At 67.5% G+C, this 12,448-nt stretch carries 14 protein-coding genes; 3 read left to right on the top strand and 11 right to left on the bottom strand.

Annotation, left to right across the window (positions count from 1 at the left end):
- Nucleotides 1–52: 52 nt before the first annotated feature.
- Nucleotides 53–1,516 carry a betaine-aldehyde dehydrogenase gene (betB, locus tag J3R73_RS30050; protein WP_307436214.1) on the bottom strand — a complete coding sequence of 488 codons (1,464 nt, stop codon included), beginning with the start codon at nucleotides 1,514–1,516 and terminating at the stop codon, nucleotides 53–55.
- 17 nt (nucleotides 1,517–1,533) lie between these two features.
- Nucleotides 1,534–2,166, bottom strand: coding sequence for a transcriptional regulator BetI (gene betI / locus J3R73_RS30045; protein WP_307436211.1), 633 nt, complete (start codon nucleotides 2,164–2,166; stop codon nucleotides 1,534–1,536).
- Between the two features lie 168 nt (nucleotides 2,167–2,334).
- On the opposite strand from betI, the gene J3R73_RS30040 reads away from it, so the two are divergent.
- Complete coding sequence (locus J3R73_RS30040; RefSeq protein ID WP_307436208.1) at nucleotides 2,335–2,547, top strand: hypothetical protein; 213 nt, start codon at nucleotides 2,335–2,337, stop codon at nucleotides 2,545–2,547.
- 52 nt (nucleotides 2,548–2,599) lie between these two features.
- Nucleotides 2,600–3,718, top strand: coding sequence for a glycosyltransferase family 4 protein (locus J3R73_RS30035; protein ID WP_307436207.1), 1,119 nt, complete (start codon nucleotides 2,600–2,602; stop codon nucleotides 3,716–3,718).
- A 302-nt stretch (nucleotides 3,719–4,020) separates the two neighbouring features.
- Here J3R73_RS30035 and J3R73_RS30030 read toward each other — a convergent pair whose 3' ends face one another.
- From J3R73_RS30030 to J3R73_RS29995, 8 genes are all read right to left on the bottom strand, one after another.
- Nucleotides 4,021–4,422, bottom strand: coding sequence for a F0F1 ATP synthase subunit epsilon (locus J3R73_RS30030; RefSeq protein ID WP_307436206.1), 402 nt, complete (start codon nucleotides 4,420–4,422; stop codon nucleotides 4,021–4,023).
- Nucleotides 4,423–4,583: 161 nt separating this feature from the next.
- On the bottom strand, nucleotides 4,584–6,017 hold the full coding sequence (gene atpD / locus J3R73_RS30025) for a F0F1 ATP synthase subunit beta (protein ID WP_307436203.1): 1,434 nt from the start codon (nucleotides 6,015–6,017) through the stop codon (nucleotides 4,584–4,586).
- A 25-nt stretch (nucleotides 6,018–6,042) separates the two neighbouring features.
- Nucleotides 6,043–6,447, bottom strand: a complete 405-nt coding sequence (locus J3R73_RS30020; protein WP_307436200.1) for an organic hydroperoxide resistance protein — start codon at nucleotides 6,445–6,447, stop codon at nucleotides 6,043–6,045.
- Between the two features lie 21 nt (nucleotides 6,448–6,468).
- Nucleotides 6,469–7,344, bottom strand: coding sequence for a F0F1 ATP synthase subunit gamma (locus J3R73_RS30015; protein ID WP_307436197.1), 876 nt, complete (start codon nucleotides 7,342–7,344; stop codon nucleotides 6,469–6,471).
- Between the two features lie 30 nt (nucleotides 7,345–7,374).
- A complete protein-coding gene (gene atpA / locus J3R73_RS30010; protein ID WP_307436193.1) occupies nucleotides 7,375–8,925 on the bottom strand; it encodes a F0F1 ATP synthase subunit alpha in 1,551 nt (516 codons plus the stop codon).
- Nucleotides 8,925–9,485: a F0F1 ATP synthase subunit delta gene (locus tag J3R73_RS30005; protein WP_307436188.1), complete on the bottom strand. Its 561-nt coding sequence runs from the start codon at nucleotides 9,483–9,485 to the stop codon at nucleotides 8,925–8,927. The genes atpA and J3R73_RS30005 overlap by 1 nt, the downstream gene beginning before the upstream one ends.
- A gap of 332 nt (nucleotides 9,486–9,817) precedes the next feature.
- Nucleotides 9,818–10,003 (bottom strand): 50S ribosomal protein L32, encoded by a 186-nt coding sequence (gene rpmF, locus J3R73_RS30000; protein ID WP_068294749.1) that lies wholly within the window; start codon nucleotides 10,001–10,003, stop codon nucleotides 9,818–9,820.
- A 360-nt stretch (nucleotides 10,004–10,363) separates the two neighbouring features.
- Complete coding sequence (locus J3R73_RS29995) at nucleotides 10,364–11,005, bottom strand: transglycosylase domain-containing protein (RefSeq protein WP_307436180.1); 642 nt, start codon at nucleotides 11,003–11,005, stop codon at nucleotides 10,364–10,366.
- Nucleotides 11,006–11,242: 237 nt separating this feature from the next.
- On the opposite strand from J3R73_RS29995, the gene J3R73_RS29990 reads away from it, so the two are divergent.
- A complete protein-coding gene (locus J3R73_RS29990; RefSeq protein WP_307436179.1) occupies nucleotides 11,243–11,653 on the top strand; it encodes a cupin domain-containing protein in 411 nt (136 codons plus the stop codon).
- A gap of 51 nt (nucleotides 11,654–11,704) precedes the next feature.
- On the opposite strand, the gene J3R73_RS29985 is transcribed toward J3R73_RS29990, so the two are convergent.
- A complete protein-coding gene (locus tag J3R73_RS29985; RefSeq protein ID WP_307436178.1) occupies nucleotides 11,705–12,421 on the bottom strand; it encodes an SDR family oxidoreductase in 717 nt (238 codons plus the stop codon).
- Nucleotides 12,422–12,448 lie beyond the last annotated feature (27 nt).

Genomic DNA, 12,448 nt, shown 5'->3' with positions numbered 1-12,448 from the left:
CAGCGGCAATCGGCTGGGGATTGCGCGGCTGCGTCCGCCCCTCCCGGCAAGGTCAATACGGCGCCTCGATATCGCCGAGCGCGACATAGACGCTCTTGATCTGCGTGTAATGCTCGACCGCGGCGCGCGAATTCTCGCGCCCGAGGCCCGACAGCTTGACGCCGCCGAACGGCAGTTCGATCGGCGTGACGTTGTACTGGTTGATCCAGCAGGTGCCCGCCTCGAGCTGGGCGATCACCCGGTGACCGCGCGCCAGGTCGGTGGTGAAGATGCCGGCGGCGAGACCGTATTCGGTGGCGTTGGCGCGGGCGACGACCTCGTCCTCGTCGTCGAAGGCGAGCACCGTCATCACCGGGCCGAAGATCTCCTCGCGGACGATCGCCATGCCGTCGTCGCAGCCGTCGAACACCGTCGGCGCCACGAAGGCGCCCTTGGCGAGCGCGCCCGTGGTGACGCGATGGCCGCCGGTCAGCAGGCGCGCACCTTCCGCCTTGCCCTTCTCGATATAGGACAGCACCTTCTCCATGTGATCCTGCGAGACGAGCGCACCGACATGGGTGACGGGATCGAGCGGATCGCCGATCACCATCGCCTCGGCCCGGGCCTTGAGCCGCGCCAGGAAGGCGTCCTTGATGCGGCGGTGCACGAAGACGCGGGTGCCGTTGGAACAGACCTCGCCGGCCGAGTAGAAATTGCCGAGCATGGCGCCGGCGACGGCATTCTCGATCTTGGCATCCTCGAACACGATCAGCGGCGACTTGCCGCCGAGCTCGAGGGTGACGTGCTTGAGGGTGCGGGCCGCCTCGGCCATGACGAGCCGGCCCGTGCCGGCCTCGCCCGTCAGCGATACCTTGCGGATGCCCGGATGCGCCACCAGGGCCCGCCCGACGCGCGCATCGCCCTGCACGACGTTGAACACGCCGTCCGGCAGGCCGGCCTCGCGGAAAGCCTCGGCGAGGTGGGGCGCCGTCAGCGGCGTGAGTTCGGCCGGCTTGAAGATCATGGCATTGCCGCAGGCGAGCGCCGGCGCCGCCTTCCAGCAGGCGATCTGGATCGGATAGTTCCAGGCACCGATGCCGGCGACCACGCCGAGCGGCTCGCGCCGCGTATAGCCGAAGGCGGAGGGGCCGAGGTCGACATGCTCGCTGGTGAGCGTGGCAGCGATGGCGGCGAAATAGTCGAGGCAATCGGCACCCGACAGGATGTCGACCGCCAGGGTCTCCTGGATCGGCTTGCCGGTGTCGCGCGTCTCGATCTCGGCGAGGGCGGCGTTCTTGCCGCGCAGGATCTCGGCGGTGCGGCGCAGGATGCGCCCCCGCTCCGCCCCGGTCATGCGCGACCATACCGCAAATCCCGCCTTGGCGGCAGCGACCGCGGCCTCGATCTCGTTCTCGCCCGCCTGCTCGATCTCGGCCAGCACCTCGCCGGTGGCGGGGTCGACGGTCTGAAATATCTCGCGCGAGACGGTGTCGACGAAACGGCCGCCGATATGATTCTTCACGAGGCCATAGCGCATTGAACGGAACTCCTGGGCTATCGGCCGGGGCCGAGCAGCATGAACTGGTTGTCGACGAAGGTGCCCGCCACCAGGCGGGCCTGGCAGCCGTCGGCATCGCCGGCGAGCGTGGCCCGCAGCCAGAGCCCGTCGATCATCGCCGCGATGGTCTCGGCGAGCGCACGGGCGGCAGCCACCGGCAGGATCGGGCGCAGCGCGTAGCTCAGATTGGCGGCGATGCGGCGCTGATAGGCCCGCTGGACGCGGGCGAAGCGGGGCGAGTGCGGCACCTGTCCCCAGAAGGCGAGCCATACCGTGCCGATGCCGCGCTCGAACTGGTTGGCACCGAGATTGGTGTCGATGACCGCCTGCACGCGCTCCCGCGGCGAGGACGCCGCGCGCATGCGGGTTGCTGCCGAACGCGACAGCTCACGGGCGAGGTGGCGCAATGTCGCCTCCAGCAGCCCATCCTTGTCGCCGAAATGGAAGGAGACCAGCCCGGTCGAGACATCGGCACGGCGCGCGATCTCGGCGATCGTGGTGGCGTTGAAGCCGACATCGGCGATCGCCTCGATCGTCGCCTCGATCAGCTGACGGCGACGGACGTCGACGGCGTCGACGCGGCGCAGTCTGACGGGGCGCGTGCCGGAGGGGCGGGTGACGCTGGACATGGATGCACAATATTTTGAACGTTCAATCAGTCAAGGACGGAACGCTCGCGAAAGCCGGGAAGAAGGCCTTTTCAAGCGGCGGTCCGATCGGGCATGCTGCATCGCTGCGGCCGCCGCGGGCTCTCGCGCCCGCGCGCCGACAGAAAATCATCGAAGGAGGACGCCGGCATGCGCGAAGGGACCACGGATGGACAATTCGTACCGGGCCTGAATGTCATCGAGACGACGGAGACCGACAACGTCCTGCGCTGGGACGGCGGCATGCTTTATGTCGAGCACAAGGTTTTCCACAATGGCCAGATCGTGCATGAGAGATACAAGCGCCGCGTGACGGCCGACGTCGCCCGATCGCTGCTTGCGGCGCTCCGGCCGGACGGATAGGCCATCCCCGGCCGAGCCGGGCGCACGTCCGGCGATTCCACAGGTCAAGACATTGCAGCCGCAGGCCTCCCCGTCCCGACGCCCTCTGTTCATTCTTTCCGTCGCGGGCGGCTATGGCGGAGCGGAGAGGAACATCGAAATCCTGCTGCCGCGCATCCTCCGGACGCGCCGGGTCGTCATCCTTGCGGCCAATCCCTATCATCTGGCGAGATTGAGGGAGCTCCCGCCGGCCAATCTGGAGATTCACGCCGTCGACGCCGCCCGGGACAGCTTCGTGCGGGAGGCCGGGCGGATCCTGATCCCGCGCTATCTGGCGTTGCGTCCTTCGGCCATCTTCGCCAACACTCTGGATTCCCTGCGCATCCTCTCGCATGTCGCCGGCAGGGTGCCGCAAATAGACAGGCACGCCTTCTTCTGCGTCCATGATTTCCAGTGGCGGGATTACGAGGCGCTCCTCGCCGCCCTTCCCCGCGCCACGCTTCTCGCGCCGGACCGCTGCGTCCTCGAAAAACCGGATTATATCGGCCGTTTCCTGCGGCCGGACGGGCCGCTCCGCGCCCGCGTCCTGCCCAACCCCGTCGACCTTCCCGAGGCGGAACCCCGCCCGCTCGCGGCGGACGCCGCGTTCCTGCACCTGGCGACCGTCAACGGCTTCAAGGGCCACCGCCATCTCGCGGAGGCCGCCGCGCTGGTGCGCAAGCGCCGTCCCGCCATCCGCATCGCATCCTACGGCCACCGGCCGATCCCCGAACTATACCGGGAGATCCTCCGGCACCGGGAGAATGTCGGCGCTCTGCCGACGCTGGCGCTTCACGACCATGTGGCGGATGCGTCGGCCCTGCTGGCGGCCTGCCGCGCCGTGCTGGTGACGTCGGTCTCCGACCATGGCGGGCCCGAGACCTTCGGGCGAACCATCATCGAAGCCTGGGCGCAGGGGCGCCCGGTCATCGCCTTCGCGGCGGGGGCGCCGGCGCATCTCGTCCGCCACGGAACGGACGGCCTTCTGGTCGAGGAAAAGGATACCGAGGGGCTCGCCGACGCCATCGTCAGGCTGCATGACGATCCCGCGCTGGCCGATCGCCTCGGCCGGGCCGGCCGCAAGCGCGTCGGGCGCGAGTTCGGCTCGGAGGTCGTCCTCCGCCAGCTGCTCGCCCTTCTCGATGGCGACTGACGCCCGCGGCATCATCGCGACATCGACGAAATTCAGCTCGGCGCCTGCGTCGTCCTCGACGGCGGGGGGGGGGCGCCCACGCGGGCTTTGCCGCCCTCGGCGCGGGCGCAGATCCCCCATACGCCGCAACAAGAAGAGGCGCGGCTTTGTCATAGCCGGGCTTGTGCCGGGTATCCAGATTTCGTGCGGCGTAACGCTTGCGGCCCGGCTGGGTTGCCGGGACAAGCCCGGCAATGACAAATCCTGAACCGTTACGGGGTCAAGATCGCCTTGTCTTGGCGCCTTTGGGGCGGATCGCCCGTTCAGGCGAGGGCGCGCTGCAGCTCGCGCATCTGGCCGACCTTCATCTCGGCGGTCGCCTTGGCGACGTCGCCGGTCGCCGTGCTGGCTTCCTGCTCGGCGACCGTGACCTCGGTCCGGAGCCTGTCGGCCGTGAGGTCCTCGATCGCGATGGCCTGCTCGGCGAGGATGGTGAGGCCGAGCGGGCTCACATCGGCAAAGCCGCCGCGCACGAACAGCCGGCGCGGCGCGCCGTTCGGCGTCTCGCGGACCACGATCACGCCGGGGCGGATGGTCGACATCACCGGCGCATGCATGGCCAGCACTTCGAAGTCGCCTTCGGTGCCGGGTACGACGACGGATTCGACGGGGCCGGAGAACAGCAGCTTCTCAGGCGTGACGAGTTCGAATTGGAAGCTGGCCATCGGGACGATCCCTGAAATCCGGAGCGATTCGGCCCCAGGTTGAAACTTCACCCTCCGAAGGGAGGGCCGGCCCGGCATGCCGGGCCGGGTCGGCTATGCAAGCCCCGCTCCGGCCCTCCCCCGCGAGGGAGGGCGGCGAGGGAGGGCGGCGAGGCATGGCGTCACGCAGCCTCGGCGGCCAGGCGCTTGCCCTTCTCGACCGCCTGCTCGATGGTGCCCACCATGTAGAAGGCGGCTTCCGGCAGATGGTCATACTTGCCGTCGGCGATGCCCTTGAAGCCCTTGACCGTGTCTTCGATCGGAACCTGCACGCCCGGCGAGCCGGTGAACACCTGGGCGACGTCGAAGGGCTGCGACAGGAAGCGCTCGATCTTGCGGGCGCGCGCCACCGTCAGCTTGTCCTCTTCGGACAGTTCGTCCATGCCGAGGATGGCGATGATGTCCTGCAGGGCCTTGTAGCGCTGCAGGATCTGCTGCACCTGGCGGGCCACCGCATAATGCTCCTCGCCGACCACCGCCGGGGAGAGCATGCGCGAGGTCGAGTCGAGCGGGTCGACCGCCGGATAGATGCCCTTTTCCGCGATCGAGCGCGACAGCACGGTGGTGGCGTCGAGATGGGCGAAGGAGGTGGCGGGCGCCGGGTCGGTCAGGTCGTCGGCCGGCACGTAGATCGCCTGCACCGAGGTGATCGAGCCCTTGGTGGTGGTGGTGATGCGCTCCTGCAGCGCGCCCATGTCGGTGGCGAGCGTCGGCTGGTAGCCCACGGCCGAAGGAATGCGGCCGAGCAGCGCCGACACTTCCGAACCCGCCTGTGTGAAGCGGAAGATGTTGTCGACGAAGAACAGCACGTCCTGGCCCTGGTCGCGGAAATGCTCGGCGACGGTGAGGCCGGTCAGCGCGACGCGGGCGCGGGCGCCCGGCGGCTCGTTCATCTGGCCGAACACCAGCGCGCATTTCGACTTCACGTCCGAGCTGGCGTCATGCGGATCGGCGTTGACGCCCGATTCGATGAACTCGTGATAGAGGTCGTTGCCCTCGCGGGTGCGCTCGCCGACGCCGGCGAACACCGAATAGCCGCCATGGGTCTTGGCGACGTTGTTGATCAGTTCCTGGATGAGCACGGTCTTGCCGACGCCGGCGCCGCCGAACAGGCCGATCTTGCCGCCCTTGGCGTAGGGGGCGAGCAGGTCGACGACCTTGATGCCGGTGACGAGGATCTGGGCGTCGGTGGACTGCTCGGCATAGCTCGGCGCCGGCGCATGGATCGGGCGCAGGCCCTCGCCGTTGACCGGACCGGCCTCGTCGATCGGCTCGCCGATGACGTTCATGATGCGGCCGAGCGTGGCGATGCCGACCGGAACCTGGATCGGCGCGCCGGTGTCGGTCACGGGCTGGCCACGCACCAGGCCTTCGGAGACGTCCATGGCGATGCAGCGCACGGTCGACTCGCCGAGATGCTGGGCGACCTCCAGCACGAGGCGCTGACCGTTGTTGGTGGTCTCAAGCGCGTTCAGGATCTCGGGCAGGTGACCGTCGAACTGCACGTCGACAACGGCGCCGATGACCTGCGAGACGCGTCCGGTCGGGGTGGCCATGGGTTTCTCCTTGGAATTCGTTCGATCAGACGACCGTCAGCGTGACGGGCACGTTGTTGCGGGTCGCCCGGGAATAGGGGCAGATCTGGTGGGCTTCTTCGACGAGGGCCTTGACCTTGTCGTGGTCGGCGCCCGGCACATGGACCTTCAGCTCGACCGCGAGGGCGAAGCTGACATCGTCCTTGGACAAGGTCACCTGGCAGGTGATCTTGGCGGTCGAGCCGTCGAGGCCGTGCTTGCGGCCGAGGGCGACGATCGCCTGGCCGTAGCAGGCCGAATAGCCGAGGGCGAAGAGCTGCTCGGGATTATGGCCTTCGCCATTGCCGCCGAGTTCCTTCGGGAACGCCATGGCGAGAGCCAGCCCGCCATTGTCGAGGATCGCGCGGCCTTCGCGGCCGCCCTTGGTGGTTGCTGAAGTCACGTAGGACATCACGATTCTCCCTGGCTAGCCTCAGAGTGCTTCCGCACCCGAAATGATCTCGATGAGTTCCTTGGTGATCATCGCCTGCCGCGTGCGGTTGTAGGTGATCGTCTGCTTCTTGATCATCTCGCCGGCATTGCGCGTGGCATTGTCCATGGCGCTCATCTGAGAGCCGTAGAAAGAGGCGTTGTTCTCGAGCAGCGCCCGCAGCACCTGCACCGAGATGTTGCGCGGCAGGAGTTCGGCCAGGATCGCGCCCTCGTCCGGCTCGTAATCGTAGGCGATGCGCTGGTCGCCGGCCTTCACTTCCGGAATTTCGGCCGGGATCAGGCGCTTGGCGGTCGGGATCTGCTGGATGACCGATCGGAAGGTCGAATAGAAGAGGGTGCAGACGTCGAAGCCGCCCTCGGCATAGAGCTTGCGGATCTTCTGCCCCACCAGGTCGGCGTTCTCGAAGCCCAGCGTGCGCACGCTGCGGAACTCGACGAGATCGATGATCTGCTTCTCGAACTGGCGCTTGAGCACGTCGAAGCCCTTGCGGCCGACGCAGAGGATCTTGACGGTCTTGCCGGCGCCGATCAGCGCCAAGGCGTGCTCGCGGGCGAGGCGGGCGATCGAGGTGTTGAACGCCCCGCACAGGCCGCGCTCGCCGGTGCAGACCACGAGGAGATGGGTCTGGTCGCGGCCGGTGCCGGCCAGCAGCGGCGGGGCCTGGCGCGGATCGGCGATCGAGCCGGCGAGGTTCGCCAGCACATTGTCGATGCGCTCGGCATAGGGACGCGCCGCCTCGGCCGCCATCTGGGCGCGGCGCAGCTTGGCGGCCGCGACCATCTGCATGGCCTTGGTGATCTTCTGCGTCGCCTTCACCGAGGCAATGCGGTTTCTCAGGTCCTTAAGCGAGGGCATCGCTCCGCCTTTCCAGCAAGAACAGAACGATCAGGCGAAGGTCTTGGCGAAAGCCTCGACCTGTCCCTTGAGCTTGGGCTCCACGTCGGCCCACAGAGCCTTGAAGTCCTTGCCGCCCAGCGACGCCGAGGTACGGATCGATTCGAGGATGGTCCCTTCAGCCCGGAGCTTGGCGAGAAGCCCGGTCTCGAAGGCCTTCACCTTGCTGACCTCGATCTTGTCGAGATAGCCGTTGACGCCGGCATAGATCACCACGACCTGCTCTTCCATCTTCAGCGGCGAGAACTGCGCCTGCTTGAGGAGTTCGGTCAGGCGGGCGCCGCGGGCGAGCAGACGCTGCGTCGAGGCGTCGAGGTCGGAGCCGAACTGGGCGAAGGCGGCCATTTCGCGATACTGGGCGAGCTCGCCCTTGATCTTGCCGGCAACCGCCTTCATGGCCGGGGTCTGCGCCGACGAGCCGACGCGCGACACTGAGAGGCCTACGTTCACGGCCGGGCGGATGCCCTGGTAGAACAGGTCGGTCTCGAGGAAGATCTGGCCGTCGGTGATCGAGATCACGTTGGTCGGGATGTAGGCCGACACGTCGTTGGCCTGGGTTTCGATGACCGGCAGCGCCGTCAGCGAGCCGAGGCCGGCGGCCTTGCCCATCTTGGCGGCGCGCTCGAGCAGGCGGGAATGGAGATAGAACACGTCGCCCGGATAGGCTTCGCGGCCCGGCGGGCGGCGCAGCAGCAGCGACATCTGGCGATAGGCGACGGCCTGCTTGGAAAGGTCGTCATAGATGATCACGGCGTGCATGCCGTTGTCGCGGAAATATTCGCCCATGGCGCAGCCGGCGAAGGGCGCCAGGAACTGCATCGGCGCCGGATCGGAGGCGGTGGCGGCGACGACGATGGAATAGTCGAGGGCGCCGTTCTCTTCCAGGACCTTCACGAACTGCGCGACGGTCGAGCGCTTCTGGCCGACGGCGACATAGACGCAATAGAGCTTCTTGCCCTCGTCGTCGCCCTGGTTCAGCGGCTTCTGGTTGAGGATGGTGTCGAGCGCCACGGCGGTCTTGCCGGTCTGGCGGTCACCGATGATCAGCTCGCGCTGGCCGCGGCCGATCGGGATCAGGGCGTCGATCGCCTTGAGGCCCGTCGCCATCGGCTCGTTCACCGACTTGCGCGGAATGATGCCGGGCGCCTTGACGTCGACGCGGGCGCGCCGGTCCGAAACGATCGGACCCTTGCCGTCGATCGGGTTGCCGAGCGCGTCGACGACGCGGCCCAGCAGGCCCTTGCCCACGGGCACGTCGACGATGTCGCCGGTCCGCTTGACGGTGTCGCCCTCGGAGATCTCGCGGTCGGAGCCGAAGAGCACGATACCGACATTGTCGGTCTCGAGGTTCAGCGCCATGCCGCGGACACCGCCCGGGAACTCGACCATTTCGCCGGCCTGGACGTTGTCGAGGCCGTAGACGCGGGCGATGCCGTCACCGACGGAGAGGACCTGGCCGACTTCGGAAACTTCAGCTTCCTGGCCGAAATTCTTGATCTGGTCCTTCAGAATAGCGGAAATTTCTGCGGCGCGGATGTCCATCAGCCGACCTCTTTCATGGCGATCTTGATCGATTGGAGTTTGGTCTTCAGCGAGGCGTCGATCATGCGGCTGCCGATCTTCACGATCAGCCCGCCGATCAGGCCCGGATCGACCTTCACATTGAGGGTGACGTCCTTGCCGGTCGCCGTCTTCAGCGAGTTCTTGAGGACGTCGAGATTTTCGTCGGAGAGCAGCTGGGCGACCGTGACCTCGGCGCTCACCAGGCCGCGGGCCTTGGCGGCCAGGGCGTTGAAGGCCCGAATCATCTCGCCCACCGCGAACAGGCGGCGGTTATGGGCGGCGAGCTTGAGGAAATTGGCAGCGAGCCCGCCGATGCCGGCGCGGTCGAGGATGGCGATGATCGCTCTGGTCTGCTCCTCGGAGGAGAACACCGGGCTGCGGACGAGGCGCTGGAGATCCGGACTCTCCTCGACGAGCCCGGTGAAGCGGCCGAGATCGGCGATGACGGCATCGATGGCGTCGGACTCGCTGGCGAGCTCGAACAAGGCCAGGGCATAGCGGCCTGCCATGCCGGATACGATCGGTTCTACCCCTGCCACCGCGCGTCTCTCTGCTGAAGCCGTCCCGAGGAAATCCGCCGGTCAAGCGGGATTCTACCGCTCAAACGACCAACTCCTTGACGGATATGTTGAATTTCTTCTGCCCGCAAGGCCGAGGCAAGCCCCACCCCCGCAATGCGTGCGCTCACCTAACACACAGACTTTGCAGACGCAACATGAGGCAAATGGCGAAAAGGGATTGGAAAACGCATGCCCCCCGGCGATCATTTGCCCCGTTTGTCACGATTCTCGAGTGAACCGCTCCGCCCAATGAAAAGGGCCGGCGTCGAGCCGGCCCGGATCAGGCGGCACGCGAAGGTCCGGGCCCGGTCTCAGGCGTCCGACTTCTGCGTGAGGATCTGGCGACCGCGATACATGCCGGTCTTCAGATCGACATGATGCGGACGGCGCAATTCGCCCGAATCCTTGTCCTCGACATAGGTCGGGGCCTTGAGCGCATCGGCGGAACGACGGAAGCCGCGCTTCATACGGGAGGTTTTTCGCTTCGGAACAGCCATGGTTTTCTTCTTCGTGGCGTGCGGATGCCGTGCTGGTCACGGCAGGCCGATGACATCTTCGATTGAAGGCGCAGCCTATACAGGAAGAGGACAGGGGAAGAAAGGGGCTGGAGTCATTATTTATCCGGGCCGGCGGCCGGGAGTGCCCTCCGGCGGCCGGCTCTTCACGCACTCGGCCAAGAGGTTGGTCAAGAAAAGCGCGGCCTTTGTCTTGCCGGGCTCGTCCCGGGCATGCGGACTTTCCTTGCAGAACCGGAGGCGGCGGCCGGCTGGAGAAGCACGGGCAGGGACGATCCCGACGGCCCGGCCCGTGCTCGTGTCCGGCCGAATTCCGGGGGGCCAGGGGACGTTGGCCGCTCCTCACTTCACGCAATCGAAATAGCCCGCCGAGTTGCGGGCGCGGTGGACGATCAGGGCCGCGAGGTTGCGCAGGCGCCGGCTGGGCGAGCCGGCGTCCCGGCGGATCGGATTGGGCAGCGCCACCGCCAGCAGCGCCGCCTCGCGCGGATTGAGGCGGCTGGCGGGCTTGCGGAAATAATGCTGCGAGGCGGCCTCGATGCCGTAGAGGCCGTCGCCCCATTCGGCGATGTTGAGATAGACTTCGAGCGTGCGCCGCTTCTGCCAGACGAGGTTGATCCACAGCGCCAGCGGAATTTCGAAGACCTTGCGGACGAGCGTCGGCAGCGGCCACAGATAGAGGTTCTTGGCCGTCTGCATGGCGATGGTCGAGGCCCCGCGCGAGGGGCCTTCGTCGCCGCTTTGCTCCAGCACCAGCGAGATCGCGTCGATATCGACGCCCCAATGACGGCAGAAGCGGCCGTCTTCGGACGCCATCACCGAGAAGCGGGCGACAGGCGCGATGTCCTGCAGCGCCGTCCAGCGCCGGTCGACCGGCTGGCCGGCGGCATAGCGCTCGAGCATCGGCACGGAAACCGGCGGCACCACCGCATAGACGAGCGTGAGCGCGAAGGGAATCGCGCACAGGAGGAGGATGCCGAGCAAGATGCGCCGCCACGGCAACCGCATCAGGCTCGCTTTGAAACGCCTTCGTGCGGGCATCGTCGCGTCAGCCATCACCTTGCCGGAGCCCCTGGATTTCTTCCCTCATAACCCAAAGCGGGCGGGAATACACGGGGTGTGCCCTCCGGCGTGCCGGACGCGCCGCCCGCCGCGCATTTTCGTGGACTCCGGGCCCGAAACGGGCTTCTAGGCAGGCCACCGCCAAAGAGGAGCCCGCCAATGCCTGGGAACGTGACATCGCAAGCCGTCATTGCCGGGACCGCCCAGCGCGAGCGGGAGGGCTGGGACGACGCCTCGCGGGGCAATGCCTCCTGGTTCACGCTGTTCTGCGCCGACAGGACGCCGACATCGGCCATGAGCGCCGGCATCATGGAGCTTTCCCCGGCCGGCGGCATCCTCGAGCCGCACCGGCATCGGCAGGCCGAAATCTACTTCGTCGCCGAAGGGACGGGCATCCTGACGATCGACGGCGTGGAGACGAGGATCTCCGCCGGCACGGCCGCCTTCATCCCCGGCGATGCCGAACATTCCCTGCGCAACGATTCGGCCGCCCTCCTCAGGATATTCTACGTCTTCCCCACCGATCGCTTCGCGGACGTGGTGTACCGCTTCCCGGGCGAAGGCGACTGACGGCGGCCGGACCCCGCCCGGACCGGCCCGGCGAGGCCTGCCGGCGCGCGCTCAGCCGCCGAGCCGCAGGCCGCCGTCGCAGACGATCACCGCGCCCGACATGAAGCTGTTGGCGATGAGGAAGGCGATGGTCCGCGCGACGTCGTCGGCTGTGCCGACCCGGCCGACCGGCGTCTTCGCGGCATAATCGGCGAAGACGGATGCCTTGACGTCGGCGGCGAGGAAATCCCACCACGGCGTGTCGATCACCCCGGGCGACACGCCATTGACCCTGACCGGCTTGAGCTCGGCGGCGAGGATCGGCACCAGCGCCGCGACGGCCGCATTGGCCGCGCCGATGCCGGCGGTTCCCGGCATCGCCGCATGGGCGGTGACGGCGGCGACGAAGGTGATGCTGCCGCCCGCCGCAAGCAGGGGCAGCGCCGCCTGCGCCGTGGCGAAATGCGGAAAGACCTTCTCCGCGAAGCCCTGCCGCACCTCGCCGAGGTCGACCGATGCGAACGGCCCCGCTCCCTTGGCGGACCCGAGCGCCAGCACGAGATGATCGAAGGGACCGATGCCCTCGAAGGCGCGCCTCACGCCGTCCGGGTCCGCCGCATCCATGGCGACGGCCTGCGCCCGGCCGCCGAGCCGCGTCGCGGCCTCGTGCAGCCGCTCGACGCGGCGGCCGGTGACGCTGACCCGGTGGCCGGCATCGAGGAGCATTTCCGCAGTGGCGAGGCCGATGCCGGACGAGCCGCCGGCGATGACGGTGTGCTGTGGTGACATGGTGACGTCCTTTCAGGATTGCGCGAT

The organism is Labrys monachus (genome assembly GCF_030814655.1).
Lineage (GTDB): Bacteria > Pseudomonadota > Alphaproteobacteria > Rhizobiales > Labraceae > Labrys > Labrys monacha.
This window is presented reverse-complemented; position numbering and strand designations above follow the sequence as displayed.

Coding starts and splice junctions, on each gene's coding strand:
- J3R73_RS30030 (WP_307436206.1), bottom strand. CDS start 4,422: ATGGCCAGCTTCCAATTCGAACTCGTCACGCCTGAGAAGCTGCTGTTC.
- rpmF (WP_068294749.1), bottom strand. CDS start 10,003: ATGGCTGTTCCGAAGCGAAAAACCTCCCGTATGAAGCGCGGCTTCCGT.
- J3R73_RS30015 (WP_307436197.1), bottom strand. CDS start 7,344: ATGCCCTCGCTTAAGGACCTGAGAAACCGCATTGCCTCGGTGAAGGCG.
- betI (WP_307436211.1), bottom strand. CDS start 2,166: ATGTCCAGCGTCACCCGCCCCTCCGGCACGCGCCCCGTCAGACTGCGC.
- J3R73_RS29990 (WP_307436179.1), top strand. CDS start 11,243: ATGCCTGGGAACGTGACATCGCAAGCCGTCATTGCCGGGACCGCCCAG.
- betB (WP_307436214.1), bottom strand. CDS start 1,516: ATGCGCTATGGCCTCGTGAAGAATCATATCGGCGGCCGTTTCGTCGAC.
- atpD (WP_307436203.1), bottom strand. CDS start 6,017: ATGGCCACCCCGACCGGACGCGTCTCGCAGGTCATCGGCGCCGTTGTC.
- J3R73_RS30020 (WP_307436200.1), bottom strand. CDS start 6,447: ATGTCCTACGTGACTTCAGCAACCACCAAGGGCGGCCGCGAAGGCCGC.
- J3R73_RS30040 (WP_307436208.1), top strand. CDS start 2,335: ATGCGCGAAGGGACCACGGATGGACAATTCGTACCGGGCCTGAATGTC.
- atpA (WP_307436193.1), bottom strand. CDS start 8,925: ATGGACATCCGCGCCGCAGAAATTTCCGCTATTCTGAAGGACCAGATC.
- J3R73_RS29985 (WP_307436178.1), bottom strand. CDS start 12,421: ATGTCACCACAGCACACCGTCATCGCCGGCGGCTCGTCCGGCATCGGC.